At 71.5% G+C, this 21,697-nt stretch carries 20 protein-coding genes and 2 riboswitches; of the genes, 9 read left to right on the forward strand and 11 right to left on the reverse strand.

What is annotated here, in order from left to right:
* Positions 1-19: 19 nt before the first annotated feature.
* Entirely contained in the window at positions 20-1,069 is a 1,050-nt protein-coding gene (locus tag AB0C66_RS29595) for an NAD(+)/NADH kinase (protein ID WP_362445249.1), read from the reverse strand.
* Between the two features lie 199 nt (positions 1,070-1,268).
* Between AB0C66_RS29595 and AB0C66_RS29600 the strand changes: the two genes are divergently transcribed.
* Positions 1,269-2,612, forward strand: a complete 1,344-nt coding sequence (locus AB0C66_RS29600) for a radical SAM protein (protein ID WP_362445329.1) — start codon at positions 1,269-1,271, stop codon at positions 2,610-2,612.
* 54 nt (positions 2,613-2,666) lie between these two features.
* Here AB0C66_RS29600 and AB0C66_RS29605 read toward each other — a convergent pair whose 3' ends face one another.
* Positions 2,667-3,233, reverse strand: a complete 567-nt coding sequence (locus AB0C66_RS29605) for a hypothetical protein (RefSeq protein ID WP_362445252.1) — start codon at positions 3,231-3,233, stop codon at positions 2,667-2,669.
* 135 nt (positions 3,234-3,368) lie between these two features.
* A complete protein-coding gene (locus tag AB0C66_RS29610) occupies positions 3,369-5,252 on the reverse strand; it encodes an amino acid transporter (RefSeq protein ID WP_362445332.1) in 1,884 nt (627 codons plus the stop codon).
* 254 nt (positions 5,253-5,506) lie between these two features.
* Here AB0C66_RS29610 and AB0C66_RS29615 point away from each other — a divergent pair, with 254 nt between their 5' ends.
* The 3 genes from AB0C66_RS29615 to AB0C66_RS29625 all read left to right on the forward strand — a co-directional run bounded on the left by AB0C66_RS29615 (position 5,507) and on the right by AB0C66_RS29625 (position 7,688).
* Entirely contained in the window at positions 5,507-6,139 is a 633-nt protein-coding gene (locus tag AB0C66_RS29615; RefSeq protein ID WP_362445255.1) for a hypothetical protein, read from the forward strand.
* 164 nt (positions 6,140-6,303) lie between these two features.
* Positions 6,304-7,365 carry a cation diffusion facilitator family transporter gene (locus tag AB0C66_RS29620; protein WP_362445257.1) on the forward strand — a complete coding sequence of 354 codons (1,062 nt, stop codon included), beginning with the start codon at positions 6,304-6,306 and terminating at the stop codon, positions 7,363-7,365.
* Positions 7,366-7,454: 89 nt separating this feature from the next.
* On the forward strand, positions 7,455-7,688 hold the full coding sequence (locus AB0C66_RS29625; protein WP_362445260.1) for a hypothetical protein: 234 nt from the start codon (positions 7,455-7,457) through the stop codon (positions 7,686-7,688).
* A gap of 146 nt (positions 7,689-7,834) precedes the next feature.
* On the opposite strand, the gene AB0C66_RS29630 is transcribed toward AB0C66_RS29625, so the two are convergent.
* From AB0C66_RS29630 to AB0C66_RS29640, 3 genes are all read right to left on the reverse strand, one after another.
* The gene (locus tag AB0C66_RS29630; protein ID WP_362445263.1) at positions 7,835-8,629 is read right to left on the reverse strand and encodes an SDR family oxidoreductase; all 795 of its coding nucleotides are present in this window, start codon (positions 8,627-8,629) and stop codon (positions 7,835-7,837) included.
* Positions 8,630-8,747: 118 nt separating this feature from the next.
* Positions 8,748-10,088 carry a S1 family peptidase gene (locus tag AB0C66_RS29635; protein ID WP_362445335.1) on the reverse strand — a complete coding sequence of 447 codons (1,341 nt, stop codon included), beginning with the start codon at positions 10,086-10,088 and terminating at the stop codon, positions 8,748-8,750.
* A gap of 103 nt (positions 10,089-10,191) precedes the next feature.
* Positions 10,192-10,701 (reverse strand): GNAT family N-acetyltransferase, encoded by a 510-nt coding sequence (locus tag AB0C66_RS29640; RefSeq protein ID WP_362445266.1) that lies wholly within the window; start codon positions 10,699-10,701, stop codon positions 10,192-10,194.
* 161 nt (positions 10,702-10,862) lie between these two features.
* Positions 10,863-11,049, forward strand: a riboswitch (cobalamin riboswitch).
* A 160-nt stretch (positions 11,050-11,209) separates the two neighbouring features.
* Here AB0C66_RS29640 and metE point away from each other — a divergent pair.
* Complete coding sequence (gene metE, locus AB0C66_RS29645; protein ID WP_362445268.1) at positions 11,210-13,534, forward strand: 5-methyltetrahydropteroyltriglutamate--homocysteine S-methyltransferase; 2,325 nt, start codon at positions 11,210-11,212, stop codon at positions 13,532-13,534.
* Between the two features lie 9 nt (positions 13,535-13,543).
* Here metE and AB0C66_RS29650 read toward each other — a convergent pair whose 3' ends face one another.
* Positions 13,544-14,113: a histidine phosphatase family protein gene (locus tag AB0C66_RS29650; protein WP_362445271.1), complete on the reverse strand. Its 570-nt coding sequence runs from the start codon at positions 14,111-14,113 to the stop codon at positions 13,544-13,546.
* A 65-nt stretch (positions 14,114-14,178) separates the two neighbouring features.
* Positions 14,179-14,338, forward strand: a riboswitch (cobalamin riboswitch).
* A 35-nt stretch (positions 14,339-14,373) separates the two neighbouring features.
* Here AB0C66_RS29650 and AB0C66_RS29655 point away from each other — a divergent pair.
* From AB0C66_RS29655 to AB0C66_RS29670, 4 genes are all read left to right on the forward strand, one after another.
* The gene (locus AB0C66_RS29655; protein ID WP_362445273.1) at positions 14,374-14,598 is read left to right on the forward strand and encodes a CbtB-domain containing protein; all 225 of its coding nucleotides are present in this window, start codon (positions 14,374-14,376) and stop codon (positions 14,596-14,598) included.
* A gap of 48 nt (positions 14,599-14,646) precedes the next feature.
* Positions 14,647-15,429, forward strand: a complete 783-nt coding sequence (locus AB0C66_RS29660; protein WP_362445276.1) for a CbtA family protein — start codon at positions 14,647-14,649, stop codon at positions 15,427-15,429.
* Between the two features lie 230 nt (positions 15,430-15,659).
* Positions 15,660-17,198, forward strand: a complete 1,539-nt coding sequence (locus AB0C66_RS29665) for a Rieske 2Fe-2S domain-containing protein (protein WP_362445279.1) — start codon at positions 15,660-15,662, stop codon at positions 17,196-17,198.
* Positions 17,199-17,333: 135 nt separating this feature from the next.
* Positions 17,334-17,801: a hypothetical protein gene (locus AB0C66_RS29670; RefSeq protein WP_362445282.1), complete on the forward strand. Its 468-nt coding sequence runs from the start codon at positions 17,334-17,336 to the stop codon at positions 17,799-17,801.
* 4 nt (positions 17,802-17,805) lie between these two features.
* Here AB0C66_RS29670 and AB0C66_RS29675 read toward each other — a convergent pair whose 3' ends face one another.
* The 4 genes from AB0C66_RS29675 to AB0C66_RS29690 are packed head-to-tail and all read right to left on the reverse strand — an operon-like array spanning position 17,806 to position 21,695.
* Positions 17,806-18,864, reverse strand: a complete 1,059-nt coding sequence (locus AB0C66_RS29675; protein ID WP_362445285.1) for a 2-aminoethylphosphonate ABC transporter substrate-binding protein — start codon at positions 18,862-18,864, stop codon at positions 17,806-17,808.
* A 15-nt stretch (positions 18,865-18,879) separates the two neighbouring features.
* Positions 18,880-19,677 (reverse strand): ABC transporter permease subunit, encoded by a 798-nt coding sequence (locus AB0C66_RS29680; protein ID WP_362445288.1) that lies wholly within the window; start codon positions 19,675-19,677, stop codon positions 18,880-18,882.
* A complete protein-coding gene (locus tag AB0C66_RS29685; RefSeq protein WP_362445291.1) occupies positions 19,664-20,566 on the reverse strand; it encodes a 2-aminoethylphosphonate ABC transporter permease subunit in 903 nt (300 codons plus the stop codon). The genes AB0C66_RS29680 and AB0C66_RS29685 overlap by 14 nt, the downstream gene beginning before the upstream one ends.
* Positions 20,559-21,695: an ABC transporter ATP-binding protein gene (locus AB0C66_RS29690; protein WP_362445294.1), complete on the reverse strand. Its 1,137-nt coding sequence runs from the start codon at positions 21,693-21,695 to the stop codon at positions 20,559-20,561. Before AB0C66_RS29690 ends, AB0C66_RS29685 begins: the two co-directional genes overlap by 8 nt.
* Positions 21,696-21,697 lie beyond the last annotated feature (2 nt).

Consider the following 21,697-nt stretch of genomic DNA (forward strand, 5'->3'; position numbering starts at 1 on the left):
CGCGCCACCGTCATGACTCCTAGGGCAGTGGCGGGGGCAGCCGCAGATGGGCCAGATCAGCGGGGACCGGGGTGCGCGGACGGTAGAACGGCGGTGCCGCGTCGGCGGCGGGCGAGTCGGCGAGCCGGAAGCGGTCGCGCAGCCGCCGGTAGAACTCCATGGGCTCCAGTCGCACCAGCCGCAGCCGGTCCGGTGCCCGGTAGGCGGCCACCCAGTCCCCCGGCTCCAGGACTCCGCGCAGCTGGCCGTCGATGCTCACCGCCACCCGCCCCGAGTGGGGCAGCACCCGTACGGCGACGGCCTCGTCGACGGCGGCCACGACCGTGCGGTCGAAGGCGATGTGCGGGGCCACCGGGGTGAACACCAGCGCGTCCATGGACGGGGAGACCACGGGGCCACCGGCGGCGAAGCTGTAGGCGGTGGAGCCGGTGGGAGTGGCCACGATGATCGCGTCTGCCGAGTAGGCGGCCAGCAGCTGACCGGCCACGTACACCCCGAGGCTGGCCTGCCGGTCGCGGGCCAGTTTCTCGAAGACCACGTCGTTCACGGCGACGACGTCGAGCGCCACGCCCCAGCCGACCTCCTCGGGGCCGCCGGGGCGGATCTTCGGTGGTGGCAGGACCGGGCCCCGGCCGTAGCGCAGCAGCGCGTCCATGCCGGTGGGCATCTCCAGGAGCCGCGAGGAGCGCAGGGTGAGCAGCATCCGCTCCTCGACCGTGGCATCGCCCGCGTGCACGGTGTCCAGCGCGTGTTCCACCTGGTCGGGGGTGATCTCGGTGAGGAAGCCGACCCGGCCGACGTTCACCCCCAGCGCGGATCCCCCGTCCTTGGCGGCGATACGGGCGCCGCGCAGAAAGGTGCCGTCGCCGCCGAAGGTGACGATCAGATCGGGGTGCCCGGCGGCCTCGGCCTCCTCCTGGGCGCTGCGCCGCGGATGGTCGCCGCGCCATACGTCGATCTCGGTGCAGGCGAGGCCATGGGCGGCGGCCCATGAACTCGCGACACGGGACGCCTCGACGGCGGCGGGCCGGGCCCGGTGGACCACCAGGCCGAGCCGGGTGACGGCCATGCCCTCCACCGTAGAGCGGACCGCCGCGGGGCGCGCTACGGCCGGTCCGGAGGTGGCCGTCCCGGAGCGGGGACGCCATGTGAAGGGGCGCGCCTGCGGGTGAACAGAGGCGCTGTTCTAAGGTGTTGCACGCGGATGACCTGCGGAGGTGCCGCCAAGTCCGTACCGAGCCCCTACAAAGCCAGGGATGGTGCAGCTGATGGAGAGCCAAGGACGTACCGCGCTGGTCGAGGACCTGATGGACCGCTTCCCCCAGGTGCCCCGGGAGGCCGTCCTCAAAGAGGATCTGCTGCGCGGTGGTATGGCATTCGACGAGTCGGCGCTCAGTGGCAACGAGGACGGCGACGTCAAGCCGAAGTCGTACTTCATCTTCTCCTTCGACCACCGCACTCTGCCGGAGCTGGGAGCCGCCGCCCTGAACCGGCCGCCCGAGGAGATCGTGCTCACCGGCGGCCCCTACGACCTGCGCCGCACGGTGGTGTCCGTACGGGTCAATCCGGCGTCGCCGTACGTGGTGCGGGCCGGTGAGGACGGGGCGCTGGGCCTGTATCTGGACGGGCGGCGGATCGCGGACGTCGGGCTGCCGCCGATGCCGGACTACTACCGTCACACCCTGGCGAACGGCAAGTCGGTGATGGAGGTGGCGCCGACCATCCAGTGGGGATATCTCGTCTATCTGACGGTGTTCCGGGTGTGCCAGTACTTCGGCGCCAAGGAGGAGTGCCAGTACTGCGACATCAACCACAACTGGCGTCAGCACAAGGCGGCCGGGCGTCCGTACACCGGGGTGAAGCCGGTCGATGAGGTGCTGGAGGCGCTGGAGATCATCGACCGGTATGACACCGGCCGCGCCTCCCAGGCGTACACCCTCACCGGCGGCGCCATCACCTCGCAGGTGGGCGGCCGGGACGAGGCCGACTTCTACGGCCAATACGCGAAGGCCATCGAGGAGCGCTTCCCGGGCCGGTGGATCGGCAAGGTGGTGGCGCAGGCGCTGCCCAAGGCTGACGTACAGCGGTTCCACGACTACGGGGTCCGGATCTACCACCCCAACTTCGAGGTGTGGGACCGGCGTCTGTTCGAGCTGTACTGTCCGGGCAAGGAGCGCTACGTCGGCCGTGACGAGTGGCACCGCCGCATCCTGGACTCGACCGAGGTGTTCGGCGCCCGCAATGTGATCCCGAACTTCGTGGCGGGCGTGGAGATGGCCGAGCCGTTCGGCTTCACCTCGGTGGGCGAGGCCATCGACTCGACCGCCGAGGGGCTGCGGTTCTTCATGTCGCACGGGGTGGTGCCCCGGTTCACCACCTGGTGTCCGGAGCCGACCACCCCGCTGGGCAAGGCCAATCCGCAGGGCGCGCCGCTGGAGTACCACATCCGGCTGCTGGAGACCTACCGGGCGACGCTGGAGGACTTCGGGCTGACCTCGCCGCCCGGTTACGGTCCGCCGGGGCCGGGCCGGGCGGTGTTCTCGGTGAGCTCCTTCATGGACAGCCTGCCCGCGGCGGACCCGGAGCCGGACACCGCGCCCGTGGCGCCCTGACCCGGCCCGCACCGCGCGGACTGCGCGGCGCGCGCTCCGGGACAGGCGGGACGCTCAGTCCAGCCCGGACGCCTTGAGGATCGCGCGGGCGGTGTCGCCGTCGATACGCTCGCCCAGCCGGTCCAGTACGGCGGAGCCCCGCCGCAGCGTGCCGCGCTGACGGGAGCGGCGGGCGCCCGCGTCCAGCCGGTGCCACAGCAGGGGGTTGGCCACCAGCACCTCGGGGTCGAGCTCCACCGCGTGCCCGTGTGCGTCGCGCAGCACAAGGCGGGTGGAGACGGATCCGTACTGCACCACCGTGACCAGGGCGTCGGTGCGCACCCGTCGTTCGCGCAGCAGTCCCTGGACGGCGAGCCAGCCGTCGCCGGCGGTGACCCGGGCCGGGCGGAGCACCGTGAACACCACGGCACCGATCAGCGCCCACAGATCGGCACGGCCGACGGTGAGCCCTCCCGACCCCCAGTCGAGCAGGGTGGTCAGCGCCACGAACATCAGCGCGCAGTACGCGGCGCACCGGGCGTCCCCGCGCCACCGGCGGTCACTGTCGGAGTGCGCGGACACCGGGTGCCCGGCGCGCTGCCCGCCGGGCACCGGGGCCGCTCGGTCCGTTCCCCGTCCCATGTCTCCACGCTAGGCCGAACGGGGGCCGGGTGCCTCTCGTGGCCGGGCGTACTGACGCGTTCCGTACGCGGGAGGGCCCGGACTTGACGGAACCCTGACGTTCGGCCCGGCGTGGACCGTTCAGGCGTGGACCGTTCAGCCGACGTGGACATGGGGGCGGCGGGCGCGGTCGGGTTCGGCCTCCCGCAGCACCTCGCGGGTGACCGGCGCGACCTCGCCCTGTCCGAAGAGGAAGAAGCGCAGGAAGTGGGCGAGCGGATGGCCCTCGGTCCACTCGAAGTAGATATGCGGCCGCTGCCCGGTCTCGTCCCGCACCCGCAGCAGCAGGGCCGCCAGTGCGTTGGCGATGGTGGCGCTCTGGAGGGTGAGCACCCGGTAGCGGCCGTGCACCACCTCTCCGCACACCCGCAGCTCGCTCTCGAACTCCGACGGGTCGGCGACGGTGACCTCGACGAAGATGATGTCCTCGTCCGGCGGGATGTCGTTGTCGGAGCGGATCTGGTGCTGTTTCTCGCGGTACTCGGCCAGGTCGCGGCGTTCGGGCTTGTTGGCGATGAGGCGGATCCTGCGGTGGGCGGTGTCGCGGATGAACCGCTCGGCCATGGGGTCGAAGGACACGCTGGTCACCCGTAGCTCAAAGGCGCGGGCGACGCGCGAGAGCAGCGAGACCGCCATGATGCCGCCGATGAAACAGGCGCCGATCTTGACGCCGTCGGGCCGCTCGACGACGTTGACCGCCGTGGTGTACAGGAAGATCACCGCGATGATCCCGAAACCGATCGTCCAGCCGCGCTGCCGGGCCCGCCGGGCGGCGATGGTGACGGCGATGGCGGCGGAGGTGATGAGGACCAGGACACCGGTGGCGTAGGCGCCGCCCTGGGCGTCGACATTGGCCTCGAAGAGCCAGGTCACCAGGAACGCGACGAGGATGAAGACCAGCACCATGGGGCGGACCGCGCGCGCCCAGTGGGGCGCCATACCGTAGCGCGGCAGATAGCGGGGCATGAGGTTGAGCAGCCCGGCCATCGCCGAGGCCCCGGCGAACCAGAGGATGGCGATGGTGGAGGCGTCATAGACGCTGCCGAACGCCGATCCCAGGTACTCGTGGGCGAGATAGGCGAGGGCACGCCCGTTCGCCGGGCCGCCCTCCTCGAACGCCTTCTGCGGGATCAGCAGGGTGGTGATGAAACTGGAGGTGATCAGGAAGACACTCATGATCACCGCGGCGGTGGTCAGCAGCTTCCGGGCGCCCTGGATCCGCCCGGCGGGGCGTTCCTCGGTGTCCCCGGGCTTGCCCTCGATATGCGGCATGACGGCCACGCCGGTCTCGAATCCGGAGAGGCCGAGCGCCAACTTGGGGAAGATGATCAGGGCCACACCGACCATGAGCAGCGGGCTGCCGCGTTCGGCGGTCAGGGCGTGGGACCAGTCGGGGATGACATGTGGCGCGCTGAACACATGCCACAGCCCCACGACCACGACCACGACATTGAGCAGCAGATACGCCCCGACCAGCACCACCGCGATCCCGATGGCCTCGGTGAACCCCTTGAGGAACACCGCGCCGAGCATGCCGACGAGGATCAGTGTGACGGCCACCTCGTGGCCGTGCAGAGCGCTGGTGAGATGGGGGTTCTCCACCAGGTGTGCGGTGGCGTCGGCGGCCGACAGGGTGATGGTGATGAGGAAGTCGGTGGCGGCGAAGCCCAGCAGGGTGAGGACGAACAGCTTGCCCTTCCAGAAGGTGAGCAGCCGCTCCAGCATGGCGATCGACCCCTGGCCGTGCGGGCTCTCCTCGGCCACCCTCCGGTACACCGGCAGGGCGCCCACCAGGGTGACCACCACCAGCACCACGGTGGCCACCGGGGAGAGCAGTCCGGCCGCGAGCGCGGCGATCCCCGGCTGGTAACCGAGGGTGGAGAAGTAGTCCAGACCGGTCAGGCACATCACTCGCCACCAGGACTGCCCCCGGTGCGCGGATTCCTCCTGGGCGTAGGGGCCGGGCTGGCGCTTCGCCATGTCCGTCAGCCCCTCCAGCAGCCACGCACGGAGGCGGTGCCGCGGTCCTCCGGCAGGGGCGGCGCCGTCGTGGGTGGGGCTGACCACGGTGTGTGCTCCTGTCGTCCAGCGAAGGTTTTCGGCCATCGGAGAGACGCTTCGGCCAGCGTATGTGCCCGGGGCGGTCCGCACGCGGCCGGCGCCGCCGTTCCGGCGCGGTCGGATGACACCGCTTTCTCAGCCGACTCTCATCTTCGGTACCTACGGTCCGGCCTATGGACACCACCACCAGGACCGACCATTCGACCGACCCCGTGAAGACGGGGGAAGCACCCGAGGACGCCGTGCAGAAGACGGCGGAGGATGTCCCGGACGCGGTCGAGGACCGCACGGAGACCCCTGGCGGGGACCCCGCCGGGGACGACCACGACGACGATCCCGCGGTGGACGACCGGGACCATCACCTCGCACCGCGGACGGCCGCCCCCGGCGCGCTGCCGGGCGCCGCCGCGGTCGTGGCCGCCGGACTGGGCTTCGCCTCCGTCAGCGGCACCTGGCTCGGCACGATGATGCAGGAGCGCAAGCAGCTGTCCGGGCAGATCGCGGCCCAGACCGGCAAGGCCGGGGACCAGGTCGCCGCGTTGTACGGCACCCCGTGGCACACCGCCGCCCTCGTCAACGGGCTCTTCGCACTGGCCGCCGTGGTGATCGCCGCGGTGGTGCTGGTACGCCGCCGCGCCGCGGCGACGGACGCCCACGCGCCGGCTCCCGCCACCTGGGTCACGGCGGTGGCATGGGGCGCCGTGGCACTCGGCGTGCTCGGGCTGCTCATCGCCACGGCGATGGGACTCGACCTGTTCACCGCGCTCCCCACGGTTCCCTCCGCCCCCGGTGGCGCCACCGGCTGACCCCCACCGGACACCCCACCGTGGGCCGGACGTTCCCGAAGGGGCGTCCGGCCCACCCATGGGTGACGATTGACCTCCCGGAGCCTGGACAGAAGCGGAAGGACCCGGGCGTCCGGCCGCTGACGGCGTGGAGGCCACCAGGACGACAGACGGAGATCCCGCCGATGAGTGATGCCACACCGCGTTCCGCCGATGGATCGGGGAAGGATCCGGACCCGGACGCGAAGACCGCGGTCACCGTCCTCGTCGCGCTCGCCGCCAACCTCGTCATCGCCGTGGCCAAGGCGGTGGGCGGGGTCTTCGCGGGCTCCCCCGCGCTGCTGTCCGAGGCCGCCCACTCCGTGGCCGACAGCCTCAACGAGGTGTTCCTGCTCGCCTCCCTCAAGCGCAGCAAGAAGGCCCCCGACGACCAGCACCCCTTCGGCTACGGCAAGGAGCGCTACTTCTGGTCGCTGCTGGCCGCGGTCGGCATCTTCGTGATGGGCGGCTGCTTCTCCGTCTTCCAGGGCTTCGAGGCGTTGCACACGGGGAGTTCGGAGGACCACAGCGGCTATCTGGTGGGTCTCGCGGTACTGGGCGTGGCCCTGCTCGCCGAGGGCTCCTCACTGGTCCGGGCGCTGGTCCAGGTCCGCGGCCACGCCCGCGAGGCGGGCCATGGCACCCTCGCCGAACTGCGCCGCGGCGACGATCCGACGCTGCGCACCGTACTGGCCGAGGACTCCACCGCCTGTCTCGGTGTGCTGTTCGCCATCGCCGGGATGTGGCTGCACATGGTCACCGGAAACGCGGCCTACGAGGCCGCGGCCTCGTTCCTGATCGGGGCTCTGCTGGGCTATGTGGCCTACCGGTTGGCGATGGAGTCCCGCGGGCGGCTCATCGGGGAGGCCATCGATCCGGTCCAGCGCCATGAACTGCGGGTGTTCCTCGACGAACAGCCGGAGATCGACACCGTGACCTCACTGCTGACGATGCGTCTGGGCAATGACTCCACCCTGGTCGCGGCCCGTATCGACCTGGTCCCCGGACTGGACAGCGAGGAGGTCGAGCGGGTGCTCGTCCGCGTCAAGGCGGCGATGGCGCGCGCCTGGCCGTACGCCGACCAGATCTTCCTGGACGTCACCGACGCCTCCGCCGGGGACCGGGCGCGGGCACACCGGGACCGTAAGGCGCTGGAGGAGGTGGTGGCGGCCCGGTCCGAGGACGCGGAGGGTGACCGTGACGGCTGAGAACGGCGGGGCGGGAATGACCCCGCCGGGTGCGGGTACCCGACTTCCTACCAGCCCGGATCAGCCAACTCGTGTACGGAGGCATACCCATGGGCTTGGGTGGTTGCATACTCATGATCGCGGTGGGGGGCATCCTCACCTTCGCTACGGATTGGGACGCCAATGGCCTCAACGTCCACTTGGTGGGTCTGATCCTGATGGCCGTCGGTGTCATCGGCATGGCCGCGTACGTCAGCGTCTACAAGCGGCGGCGTGTGATCTCGCCGACGGCCCAGGCGCCCGTGGTCGAGGACCCGGAGCACCGGCATCACCACACGCTCTGACCGCGGCACCCCTATCGCCGAGATGGCTCCCGTGACGGCGGGGGCCATCTCGGCTGTGATGCCTGTGGTGCAGGGCGGCCCGGTGGCACGGGGCGTCGCGGTATGCGACCCGGGCGCCCCGCCGGTGTCCGGGCCGGGCCGGGTGCTCAGGGCACGATCGCGTCCACATAGCCGCCGTCCACCCGCACCGCGGCGCCGGTCGTCGCCGACGCCTGGGGCGAGCTGAGGTAGACGACCATATGGGCGATCTCCTCGGGCTCGATGAGCCGTCGCAGCAGGGACTGCGGACGGTGCTGCCGCATGAACGCGCGCTGTGCCTCGTCCCACGGCAGCTCATCGCCGACCAGCTGCCGTACGAAGTCCTCCACTCCCCCGGTGTGGGTGGGGCCCGCGATCACGGAGTTGACGGTCACTCCGGTCCCGGCGGCCTCCTTGGCGAAGCCCCGGGAGACCGCGAGCAGGGCCGTCTTGGACATTCCGTAGTGGATCATCTCGGCCGGGATGACGATGGCGGAGTCGCTGGCGATGTTCTGGATCCGCCCCCAGCCGCGTTCGGTCATCCCCGGCAGATAGGCGCGGATCAGCCGTACGGCGCTGAGCACGTTGGTGTCGAAATAGGCGCGCCACTCGGCGTCGGTGATCTCCAGCGGCGGCTGGGCGCCGAAGATGCCCAGGTTGTTGACGAGGATGTCGGCGGCGGGCACCGCGTCGTACAGCGTGGCGGCCCCCTCCTCCGCGGTCAGGTCCCCGACGACGGTGAGGACGTCGGCCGCGGGCACCTGTTCGCGCAGCCGGTCCGCCGCCGCGGCCAGGCTCTCCGCACGACGGCCCGTCAGGGCGACGGTGGCACCGGCCTCGGCCAGACCGGTGGCGATGGCGAGGCCGATACCCTGGGAGGAGCCGGTGACAACAGCGGTCCTGCCGGTGAGGTCGATCCGCACGTCTGTGCCCTTCCTGTTCATCGCCGTCGTTCGGCGGTACGCACGCCCCGACCGTACGCAACCGGTCCTCCACCGCGGCGCAGTGCACGGGCACGGCGCGCCGGGGCGGAGGACCCGCTCAGCGCCAGCCGGTGGAGTAGTGGTCGGGGTAACGGCGCTTCCGGCCGGGCCGGATGGTGAGGGTGGCCAGCAGCCCGGCCAGTCCGGCGCCGATGATCAGCGCTCCGGGGCCGAGGTCCCGGAAGCGGTTCACCACCCCGTCGACGGAGAGCGAGCGGTCCTCGGTCCCGGTGCCGTCGGGGGCGACGGCGCCGCCCGCGGGGCCGGTGGGCGCGCCGCCCGCCTTGGCGCCGCCGGTCTTGGCCCCCGGGATGGTCACCCCGAGGGCGGTGAGCGCCTTGGTGACGGGCTGGAAGAAGGTCACTCCGCCCCGGTCGCAGTCGCCGCTGCCGCCGGAGGTGACCCCGAGCGCCACGCCCTGGGCGAGCAGCGGACCGCCACTGTCGCCGGGCTCGGCGCATACGGTGGTGCGGATGAGGCCGCTGACGGTGCCCTCGGGGTAGTTGACGGTGGCGTTCAGCCCGGTCACCTTGCCGGAGCGGAGCCCGGTGGTGCTGCCGCTGCGGAACACCTCCTGGCCCACGACGGGGTCCGCGACCCCGGTGATCCGCACCGTCCGGCCGCCGCCGACGTCCACCACACCGCTGCGGTCCTGGGCTCCGTTGTCGTAGCGGATCAGGGAGAAGTCATTGCCGGGGAAGCTGCTCTGGACGGTGGTGCCGATACCGGTCTTCCCCGAGGTGTCGGTGAACCAGCTGGTGCCGTTGGGGCCACAGTGTCCGGCCGTCAGGATGTAGCCGTTCTGTCCGTCGGTCACGTTGAACCCGGCGGAACAGCGGCTGCCGGTGGCGAAGATCGGCGAGGCGCCGGTGGTTCTGGTGGTGAACGCGCCCGTGGTGCGTTCCATGTGCACCTCCCCGCCCACCCGCGCGCCGACGCCCTTCATCCGTGACCAGCGGTCGGTGGAGACGGTGCTGTCGCCGAGCACCACGACCTTGTTGGAGGTGGGATCCACCATCCACGCGGTCCCGGCCACCCGGGGCGCGGCCCGGAACGTCCGCGCCGCGGAGTCCAGCTGCTCCATGCTGTAGCGCACCCGCTTGGCGTGTGCCCCGGCCCGGGTGACCTCGGCGGCGGCCTTCTCGTCGGTCACCGCGACGACCGTACGCCCATCGGTCCCGAGCCAGCTCCCGGCCGTACGGGAGGCGCCGAGCGTCGTCTCCAGACGGCCGCCGAGGCCCGCGTCCCGGTCGCCGAGGACCCTGGGCGCATCGCCTCCCCCGGACCCCTGGACCGATCCGTTCGACACCGACTGCGAGACCATCAGACCGCCGGCCACCAGCGCCCCGACGGCCGCGAACCGTACGCCATGGCGCACGCGTCGCCGCGTGTGCTTCACCACCCTGCCTCCTTCACGTCGATCCGCCCCGGGCCCCGGACGGCGAGGACCTTCTCCCTATACGGGCCGGACCGGCGTGGCGCTCACCGCGGGCGCGGGTTGTTCACTTCGTGCGGGTGATCGGCCGGTGGAAGCAGACCCGGTGCTGCCCCGGGCCGTCGTAGTCGCCGTGCACGGGCAGACCGTCGAGCTCGCGGTCGCCCGGCTCCAGGGCGAAGCCCATGGCGCGGTGGAAGGCGATGGAGCCGGTGTTCCGCGGCGAGGTGATGGCGCGGACCTCACCGCGGCCCGCCTCCGCGGCGCGCCGGAAGAACTCCGCGTACAGCCCGCGGGCCACGCCCTGACCGCGCAGGGCCGGGTCGACGCCGACGAAGTGGACATACGCCTCGTCGTCGTTGTCGGCGGAGTAGAAGCCGACCAGGAAGGCGGCGATGGATCCATCCGCGTTCTCCCGGACCAGGCTGGTGCCGGAGAAGAACTGGAGGAACAGCTTGGGCAGCAACAGGGACAGCTCACGGGCCTGTTCGGGGGTGCGCGAATCGCCCCACCACGTCTGGACGCGCTCGACGATGGCGCGGTGGTCGGAGAGATGGGCCCGGCGTACCTGGGACATGCGGTTCAGCTCCTCTGCTGACATCGGTCTGCTGACATCGGTCGCGGCGGGTCTGCGTCGGTCGCGACGGTCTGTAGAGATCATTCCGCCGAAGTGAACTCCTATGCCCGCGGGCCGGTTTCCCCCGGGCCGCACCGGACGCCTAGGCTGGGACGCGCAGCTGGTTCGCCCTGTCCGCCAGGCAGACGCGTCGTAAGAGGGAACCCGGTGGGAATCCGGGACTGCCCCGCAGCGGTGAGCGGGAACGACCGCCGTCATACGCACTGGGCCCGGCCGGGTCTGGGAAGCGACGGCCAGTAGGTGCCTTCCGGGATCGGCAGGCGCGCCCGTGAGTCCGAAGACCTGCCACTGCCCGTGCGCGGAGGTCCGCGCGCGGATGTCTCGGTGACCTCGAGGGCGGGTCGGCGGCGCGGGCGGACACCTGAGGTGTCACGCCGTCCTCGCCTCCCTCCGCACCCCTCGGCCCGGTCCCGGGACCTCATGACGAGTGCTCGCGAAGGAGAGTTCCGTGACAACCGATTCCGCGGCCACCACCGCCACGGCGACCGTGTACGGCTACCCCCGCCAGGGGGCGAACCGGGAGCTGAAGAAGGCGGTCGAGGGCTACTGGAAGGGCCGGGTCACCGCCGAGGAGCTGCGCCGGACCGCCGCCGGGCTGCGCCGCGCCAACTGGCGGCAGCTCGCCGACGACGGGGTGGGCGAGGTGCCCACCGGTGACTTCTCGCTCTACGACCACGTACTGGACACCAGTGTGATGGTGGGTGCCGTACCGGACCGCCACCGCGCCGCCGTCGCGGCCGATCCGCTGGACGGCTACTTCGCCATGGCGCGCGGCACCAGCGAGGTGGCCCCGCTGGAGATGACCAAGTGGTTCGACACCAACTACCACTACCTGGTGCCGGAGCTGGGCCCGGACACCGTCTTCCGCGCCGACTCCGCCCGGCAGGTGGCCGAGTTGAAGGAGGCCCTCGGGCTCGGCCACACCGCCCGCCCGGTGCTGGTCGGCCCGGTCAGCTATCTGCTGCTCGCCAAGGCCGCACCCGGGGTGGACGCCTCGTTCCAGCCGCTCACCCTGCTGGACCGGCTGATCCCGGTCTACGCGGAGGTGCTGGCTGATCTGCGGGCGGCCGGTGCCACCTGGGTGCAGCTGGACGAACCCGCACTGGTCCAGGACCGCACCCCGGCCGAGTTGAACGCCGCCGCACGTGCCTACCGTGAGCTGGGCGCCCTGACCGACCGGCCCCGGCTGCTGCTCGCCTCGTACTTCGGCCGGCTCGGGGAGGCCCTTCCGGTGCTGGCCAAGGCCCCCGTGGAGGGGCTGGCGCTGGACTTCACCGGACCGGCCGCCGCCCAGGTCGACGATCTCGCCGCGGTGGGCGGACTGCCCGGCAAGCGGCTGGTCGCGGGGGTGGTGGACGGCCGCAATGTGTGGATCAACGACCTGTCCGCGTCGCTGTCCACCCTGGGCACCCTGCTGGGCCTCGCCGACCGGGTGGATGTCTCCGCCTCCTGCTCGCTGCTGCACGTCCCGCTGGACGCCAGGGCCGAGCGCGAGGTCGATCCGCAGATCGCGCGCTGGCTGGCGTTCGCCCGGCAGAAGACCGACGAGGTGGCCACCCTCGCCCGCGGACTGGCCGACGGTACGCACACCATCACCGCACGGCTCGCCGCCAACCGCGCCGATCTGGCCTCGCGGGCCGGGTCCACGCTCACCCGCGACCCGGCGGTGCGGTCCCGTACCGCCGCCGTCACCGCGGCCGACGCGCGCCGCTCGCTGCCGTACGCCGAACGCACCGCCGCCCAGCGGGCCCGGCTGCGGCTGCCCCTGCTGCCGACCACGACCATCGGCTCCTTCCCGCAGACGGACGGACTGCGCACCGCGCGCGCCGGACTGCGGGCCGGGCGGCTGGACACCGCGGGGTACGAGGAGCGGGTGGGCGCCGAGATCCGGGAGGTGGTCGCCTTCCAGGAGAAGGCCGGGATCGACGTCCTGGTGCATGGCGAACCCGAGCGCAACGACATGGTGCAGTACTTCGCCGAACGGCTCTCGGGCTATCTGGCCACCCAGTCCGGCTGGGTCCAGTCGTACGGCACGCGCTATGTCCGTCCGCCGATCCTGGCCGGGGACATCTCCCGCCCCGAGCCGATGACGGTCCGCTGGACCGCGTACGCCCAGTCGCTCACGGACCGGCCGGTCAAGGGCATGCTTACCGGTCCGGTCACCATGCTGGCCTGGTCCTTCGTCCGCGACGACCAGCCGCTCGCGGAGACGGCCCGGCAGGTGGCGCTCGCCCTGCGCGACGAGGTGGCCGACCTGGAGGCGGCCGGGACATCGGTGATCCAGGTCGACGAGCCCGCCCTGCGGGAGACCCTGCCGCTGCGCGCCGCCGACCGTCCCGGCTATCTGGCCTGGGCCACCGAGGCTTTCCGGCTCACCACCTCCGGGGTGCGCCCGGACACCCAGATCCACACCCATATGTGCTACGCCGAGTTCGGCGACATCCTCCGGGCCATCGACGACCTCGACGCCGATGTGATCAGTCTGGAGGCGGCCCGTTCGCATATGCAGGTGGCCGGGGAGCTGGCCGGGGCCGGGTATCCGCGCGAGGTCGGCCCCGGGGTCTATGACATCCACTCCCCGCGGGTGCCGGGCACCGACGAGGTGGCCGCCCTGTTGCGCAGGGGTCTCGGGGCCATTCCGGCCGAGCGGCTGTGGGTCAACCCGGACTGCGGTCTGAAGACCCGTGGCTGGCCCGAGGTGCGGGCCTCGCTGGAGAATCTGGTGGCCGCCGCCCGGGAGGTGCGGGCCGCGCCGCCGGGAAGCGCCGGCTGAGGCCCCGGCTCACTCCGCCGCCGTCAGCGGCCGCCCGCAGCGCAGATTCCAGCGCCCGGCGCGGCCGCTGAGCTCGGTGGCGGTCAGCGGGGCGGTGTCGAGCCGCCAGAAGGTGGCGGCGGGGACGCCGAGGGCGTGCACCAGTGCCGCCCGGACCACCGGCGGGTCCGCGACGGCGAGCACCCTCTCCTCGTGCCCTGCCCGGTCCGAAAGCCAGGCCCCGACCCGCTCCAGCAGTTCCAGCAGTGACTCACCGCCGTGCGGGGCCGCCGCCGGATCGGTCAGCCAGGCCGCCATCTCCTCCGGTGTCTGGCGGCCGACCTCGTCCAGCGAGCGGCCCCGCCAGCGGCCCACGTCCAGATCGCGCAGTTCCTCGGTCACCGCGGCGTCCAGGCCCAGCGCCCGTGCGGTCCCGCGGCAGCGTACGGACGGGGCGGTCAGGCTGGTGTCGTGGTGCGGCAGGGCGCCCGCGGCGGCCTCGGCGCGGCGGAGGGCGGACGGGTCCGGCGGGGCGTCGTCGAACCTCACCTGCCGCAACGCGGCGTTGACCGCGGGCGTGACCAGCGTGATACGCACCACCCTGTCCCCCTCATCTGCACCATTCGCCCACGTAGGGGCGCACATTCTGCTACCCGCGCCGTAGCGGTGAACGACTGTCACGCGCTACCGTCTCATGACAACGACGGCGCGACGGAAGTCCGGTGAGAGCCCGGCACGGTCGCGCCACTGTGTGTCCGTCGGAGGATCCCGCACCCGGGAGCCGCCGCCGGACGAGTCAGACCCGGCGCCGTCGTTCGAGTACCCACGACCGGGACGCGCGTTCCCCAGGAGGTTCCACCATGGCTCAGTCCGCCGTTCCCGCGCCCAGCGCACAGCCGGTGCCGGAGATCACTCCGATATCGCTCAAGGCCATCGCCCCCTGGGCCGTCTTCTTCGGCATCCTCATGCTGATCCTGCTCTACTTCGTCGGCGCCGAGCAGGGCGCCACCGCCCTCGTCTCCGGCGAGGATGTGCACGAGTGGGTGCACGACGGGCGCCACCTGCTCGGTTTCCCCTGCCACTGACCCCGGCCGCACCCTCGTCACCTCCAGTTCAGGGGAATCGGAACCGTCATGAACTCCATATCCGTCCGGGCGTTGCTCGTCCGGGGCATGCTCGCGGGCCTCGCCGCCGGAGCGCTGGCCCTCGTGGTGGCCTATCTGCTGGGCGAACCGCGTATCGACTCGGCGATCTCCTTCGAGGAGGCGCACAGCCATGAGCACGGCGGCGTCGAACTCGTCAGCCGCACCATGCAGTCGACCGGTGGCCTCGCCACCGGGGTGCTGATCTACGGCGTCGCCTTCGGTGGCATCGCCTCACTGGCCGTCTGTGTGGCCCTCGGCCGCATCGGCCGGTTCGGGCCGCGCGCCACCGCCGCACTGGTCTCGCTCGGCGCGCTGGTGGCGGTGTACCTCGTGCCGTTCTTCAAGTACCCGGCCAATCCGCCGTCCGTCGGCGACCCGTCCACTCTCGACCAGCGCACCACGCTGTACTTCCTGATGGTGGTGCTCGGGGTGCTGCTGGCGGTGGCCGCGGTCATCCTCGGCAAGCGGCTGGCGCCGCGGCTGGGCAATTGGAACGCGGCCGTGGCCGCATCGGTGGCCTTCGTGGCGGCGGTCGGGCTGGCCTATGCCTTCCTCCCGTCGTTCAACGAGGTGCCCGAGCACTTCCCGGCGGCCCTGCTGTGGGAGTTCCGGCTGGCGGCCCTCGCCATCCAGTGCACCCTGTGGATCTCCTTCGGGCTGATCTTCGGCCAGCTCGCCGAGCGTCAGCTCACCCCGCGTCCGGCGGCCGGTACGGTCGACCGGACACCGGAGGCGGCCGACGCGAACGGCGCCGCCACCGCCGCCCGCTGATCTCACGGCCGATACCCGGGCCGCCACCGCATCCGGATTCCACCGGAGCGGTGGCGGCCCGGCGCGTTTCCGGACACCCGCGGTGGCCGCACCGATAGCACCCTCCGCACCGGGATGACCCGGGTGGCGGACCGCCGCCACCCGCGGAGCGCAACTACGGGTGCAGACCGGCCAGAACCCCCGCACGGTTGACATATCCGATGTCGCCTAGCTGGCTGGGGTGCTGTGGAATGCGCGTAACCGGACTGGGGCACGCTGGACTGTTCATCGAAACCGCGGCGGGATCGGTGCTCTGCGACCCGTGGGTCAACCCCGCCTTCTTCGGCTCATGGTTCCCGTTCCCGGACAACACCGACCTGGACTGGGCCCACTACGGGCGCTCTGCCGACTATCTGTACGTCTCCCATCTGCACCGGGACCACTTCGACGCGGAGAATCTGCGCCGGAACGTCCGCAAGGACATCACGGTGCTGCTGCCCGCCTTCGCCACCGATGAACTGGAGCGTGAACTGCGGGGGCTCGGCTTCACCCGCTTCCTGCGCACCCGGACCGGTGTGCCGGTGGAGCGCGACGGTCTGCGCATCATGATCACCGCGCTGACCGGGCCCGGTGACGGCCCCATCGGCGACTCCGCGCTCTCGCTCGACGACGGGCGGACCGTACTGCTCAACCAGAACGACGCGCATCCGCTGGACATCGCGGCCATCCGGGAGTTCGGCGAGGTGGACGCGTACTTCGTGCAGTTCTCGGGAGCGATCTGGTATCCGATGGTGTACCAGCTGCCGCTGTCCGCGAAGCAGGAGTTCGCCGCGCGCAAGCGCAAGGGCCAGTTCGAGCGGGCGCTGCGGTATATCGACGCGGTGCAGGCGGCGCATGTGTTCCCCAACGCGGGTCCGCCCTGCTTCCTCGACGAGGCGCTCTTCCAGCACAACGGCACCGGCCGGGACGGGGAGAGCATCTTCGTCGACCAGGTGGAGTTCCTGCGGGAACTGGCCGTGGCGCGGCCCGAGGTGCAGGCGCATCTGCTGCTGCCGGGCACGGTAGCGGAGCCGGAGGACACCGCGTGCAAGCTCACCCACCGCCATACCGACCGGGAGATCGACCATATCTTCCACGACAAGCGCGCCTATCTGGAGGACTTCGCCCGCCGACAGCAGGATGTGCTCGCCGCGGAACGCGCCGCGCGCTCCCCCGAGTTGCCCCGTGACCGGCTGCTGGCGGAGCTGAAGGAGTGGTGGGAACCGCTGTTGGCGCGCGCGGAGCACATCTGTACGGGGGTGGGCGGCCCGGCCCGGCTGGATGTGGGCGAGGTGCCGATCGTGGTCGACTTCCCGGCGCGGGAGGTCCGGCTGTGGGACGGGGAGCGCTGCCGCTACACCCTGTCCACCACGGGCGATCTGGTGGCCACCAATATCGCGCGGCGCGAGGTGGACTGGTCCAACAGCCTGCTGCTGTCGATGCGTTTCACCGCGAGCCGGATCGGACCGTACAACGAGTTCCTGTACGTGTTCTTCAAATGTCTGTCGATGGAACGCATCGAGTACGTGGAGAACTACTACGACGCGAGCCAGGACGACGGCCAGGACATCGAGACCGGCGGCTGGCGGATCCAGCGCCGCTGTCCCCATCTCAGCGCCGACCTCGGCCGGTTCGGGCAGATCGACGGCGAGGTGCTCACCTGCACCCTGCACGGCTGGCGCTACGACCTGACCACCGGACGCTGTCTGACGGCCGACGGGCACGACATCAGGGCCACTCCGATCCGCTGATATCTCGCGATCCGCAGATGCGAGCACTTCATGGATGAGGTGCTCGCATCTGCTGCTCGGCCTGGGGATCACGTGCCGCATCTGCGTTTGCACGAACGGCCGCCGCGGGTACCGTCATGCGGGAGGTGGATGCCCATGAGCCAATCCCTCGCGCCCGCCGGTCCGATGGCCGCGGTCGTCCTCACCGGCGATCTCGCCCGCCCGGCCCGGCTGACCGTGGCCGATCTGTCCGGCTGGCCCCGGCACCGGGCGGAGGTGAGCTTCGAGTGTGCGACCAGTGGTGTCCGGCGCCACCGTTTCGAGGGCCCGCTGCTGCATGAGGTGCTCCTCGGCGCCGGGCCGGGGTTCGACCGCACCCGGCGCAAGGACCGGCTGCGCTTCCTCATCGCCGTCACCGGTGCGGACGGCCATCGCGCCCTGCTGTCCTGGGGCGAGATCGACCCGGACTTCGGGCGGGCGCCGGTGCTGCTCGCCACCCGGATCGATGACACCCCGCTCGACCGTCACGGCCCGCAGCTGGTGCTGCCCCAGGACCGGTGCGGTGCCCGGCACATCAGCGGGATCACCGGTATCCGGGTCGACGGCGGCTATCCGGTGGTCTAGGGGGTCAGCTGCCGGTGGCCGACTTCCAGCCGTCGATGTACTCGTCGAGGTTCTCGTCGACGTCCTTCCAGTCGGGGTGGAAGACCTGGACGCCCTTCATGATCTCCTTCAGCGCGCGGGCGTTGGCGTCGTCGGTCTCGATGTCCGTACGGGCCGGGAAGCCGCCACCGATCTCGCTGACCTGCTTCTGCGCGGCCGCGCCGAGCAGGTGGTCCAGGAGCTTCTTGGCGTTCCCCTCGTGCGGGGCGTTCTTCACCAGGCCGGCGGCGTAGGGCAGCGGGAAGGTGCTGGGCTTGCCGCCCTGCTCGGCCGGGAACCATATGCCGAGGTTGGGCATGGAGCGGGACTGGGCGTAGTTCATCTGGACATCGCCGTTGGCGACATGGATCTCGCCCTTGTCGACCTTCGGCGCCAGCTTGCTGGTCGAGGAGGACGGGCCGACGTTGTTGGACTGGAGCTTCTTCAGGTAGTCCAGCGCGGCTTCCTTGCCGCCGAAGTCATGGATGGCCTTGAGCAGGACCGCGGTGCCGTCGCCCGCGACCCCGGGGGTGCTGTACTGCACCTTGTCCCGGTACGAGTCGTCGAGCAGCTGCTCCCAGGTGGTGGGCGGGGTCTTCAGCCTCTTCTTGTTGTAGATGAACCCGGCGTAGTTGTTGACGACGGAGGTCCAGGTGTCGTCGGCGGACCTGGCGGAGGCCGCGACCTTGTCCGCCCCCTTCGGCGCGTAGGAGCCCAGCAGCCCCTTGGCGTCGGCCTGCTGGATGAACGGCGGCAGGGTGACGAGCACATCGGCCTGGGCGTTGGCCTTCTCACGGACGGCGCGCTGCACGATCTCGCCGGAGCCGCCCTCCACGTACTTGACCTTGATGCCGGTCCGCTTCTCGAAGTCCTTGAAGACCTTGTCGTACCAGCCGTCGCCGTTCTCGCCCTTGAGCCCGTCGGCGCTGTAGACGGTGACGACCTTGGCGTTCGGATCGGCGGCGGCGCCACCGCAGGCGGTGAGGGACGCGGCGAGGGCGAGGATCCCGCCGACGGCGGTGATCGGCTTGAGTGCGCTGGACATGACGTTTCGCTTCTCCTAGCGGAAGGTGGCTCTGGTGCGGATGCGGGAGACGGCGAGCAGGACGAGCAGCGTCGTTCCCATGAGGACGACGGCGACCGCGGAGCCGGTGAAGAGGGAGCCCCGGTCGGTGGCCGAGAAGATCCGGACCGGCAGCGGCAGCCAGTCCGGCGGATAGAGCATCATCGTGGCGCTGAGCTCGCCCATGGACAGGGCGAAGCACAGACCCGCCGCCGCGGTGAGCGACGGGAGCAGCAGGGGCAGGGTGACCCGCCACAGCACCCGGCCGGGGCGGGCGCCGAGACCGGCGGCCGCCTGTTCGTAGGTGGGGTCCAGCCGGGCGATGGCCGCCGAGACGGACTGGTGGGCGAAGGCGGTGACCAGGACGGTATGCGCGACGATCACGATCGACGGGGTGCCGTTGAGCAGGATCGGCGGCTCGCTGAACGCCACCAGCACGGCGAGACCGACCACCACCGACGGGACGGCCACCGGCAGCATGAACAGCGCGTCGAGCACCCGGCGCGGCCACCGTCCGGCGCGGGCTGCGGCGAGCGCGGCCCAGGTACCGGCGGCCAGGGCGATGAAGCTCGCGGCCACGGCCGTGATCAGGCTGGTGGTCAGCGCCGTGAGGGCGTCGCCGTGGACGGCGGTGGTGTAGTGGTCGACGGTCGGCCCGGACGGCAGGACACCGCTCCATGAGCTCGAGAGCGACGCGGCCACGATGATGAGCAGCGGCAGCGCGAACAACGGCAGGAAGAGCAGCAGGAAGACGGCCCGGACGCCCCAGCGGGCGGCGCGGCTATGCACCAGCACGACGGCTCACCACCCTGTACAGGCCGTAGAGACCCACCGAGAGAAGGACGTTGACCACGGCGACGGCGCAGGCGGAGGGGTAGTCGGACTCGAGGATGGCCTTGCTGTAGACGAGCATCGGCAGGGTGGTCACACCCTTGGCCCCGGTGAAGAGCACGATGCCGAACTCGTTGAGGCACATCACCAGCACCAGGCTGCCTCCGGCGGCGAGGGCGGGCAGCGCCTCGGGGAGGATGACCCGCCGCACGATCCGCGACGGGCGCGCGCCGAGCGAGGAGGCGACATCGAGCTGTGCGGTGTCGATCTGGGAGAAGGCGGCGAGCAGCGGACGCATCACGAAGGGCGTGAAGTAGGTGATCTCGGCGAGCACCACACCCCAGGGGGTGGTGAGGAAGTCGACGGGTCCGGTGGCCGCTCCGGTGGCGCTGGTCCACAGTCCGTTGGCCACACCGGTGGTGCCGTAGAGGAACAGCAGCGCCAGGGTGATCAGGAAGGACGGGAAGGAGAGGAAGACATCGATGAACTTCGCCACCGCCTTCCCGCCGGGGAACGGGACGAACGCGATGACGAGGGCGAGCACGAAGCCCAGCAGCAGACAGCCCGCTGTGGAGGCGAGGGCGATCCAGACGGTGGTCGTCAGTGCCTCGTGGAAGACCTCGGAGGCGAACAGCTCGGTGTAGGGCTCGACCGAGGTGCCGCCCTCCTCCGGGGTGAAGGACTGCCGCACGACAAGGGCGAGCGGATGGAGGAAGAACACCCCGAGCGCGGCGACCGGCGGGAGCGCCCACAGCCAGCCGGGCACCGAACGCCCTCCGGCGTTCGCCGCCCCCTTTCCGGCTTCACCGCCCTTCCCTGGGGTCACGGCGGGCCGTCGCAGGACGTCAGCCATGGCCGCCACCCCCCGGAACGGCCGCGGGCGCGGCGGTGGCCGGGAGCAGCACCGCGTCCTCAGGGGCGAAGTGCAGCTCGACCTCGGCCCCGAGCGCGGGCGGGGTGCGCAGTTCGCGGACGTCGGCCTTGAGCCGGGTGCCCGCGACGTCCACCAGCAGACGGTGGGTCGCGCCGCGCCACTGCACCTCGGCGACGGTGCCGCGCAGGGCGTTGGGCCCCGGTCCGAGCCCGACCAGATGCGGGCGAAGGCACAGGGTGGCGGTCGCGCCGGGGGCGGCGGGCGCCCCGCCGCCGTGGGCGCGCAGCCGGGTGCCGCCGAGGTCGGCGCCGACGGTGCCGTCGGACCCCGCCTCCCCCAGGGTCACCGGCAGCAGATTGGCGTTGCCGACGAAGGAGGCGGTGAACTCGGTGCGCGGCCGCCGGTAGAGCTCCTGCGGGGTGCCGCAGTCCTGGAGCCGGGCGTTGTCCATCACCGCGATCCGGTCGGCGAGGGTCAGCGCCTCGATCTGGTCATGGGTGACGTAGAGGATCGAGACATCGGGCAACTCGCGGTGCAGCCGGGCCAGTTCCGCGAGCATCCCGGAGCGCAGCTGGGCGTCGAGCGCGGACAGCGGCTCGTCGAGGAGCAGTACCGAGGGGCGGATCGCCAGGGCGCGCGCGATGGCCACCCGCTGCTGCTGTCCGCCCGACAGCTCGCGCGGATACCGCCGGGCGTACGCCGCCATGCCCGTCATCTCCAGTGCCTCCGCGACCCGTTCGGCGATATCGCGGCGCGGCAGCTTACGGGCCTTGAGCCCGAAGGCGACGTTGTCCGCGACCCGCATATGCGGGAAGAGCGCGTAGCTCTGGACGACCATCCCGATGCCCCGTCGGTGCGGGGGCAGCGCGGTGACATCGCGGCCGCCGAGGAACACCCGTCCGGAGACGGGCCGGACGAACCCGGCGACCGCACGCAGCGCGGTGGTCTTGCCGGAGCCGGACGGGCCGAGGAGGGCCATCAGCTCCCCGGGTTCCACGGTCAGGTCGAGTCCGTCGAGCACGGTGTGGTTTCCGTAGGCGACCGACACCCGGTCGAAACGGATCCCACCCGGGCGGGTGTCGACGGCGGCCGGTGCGGCCTCGGACATGG

Origin of the sequence: Streptomyces sp. NPDC048636 (assembly GCF_040650655.1) — a bacterium.
Lineage (GTDB): Bacteria > Actinomycetota > Actinomycetes > Streptomycetales > Streptomycetaceae > Streptomyces.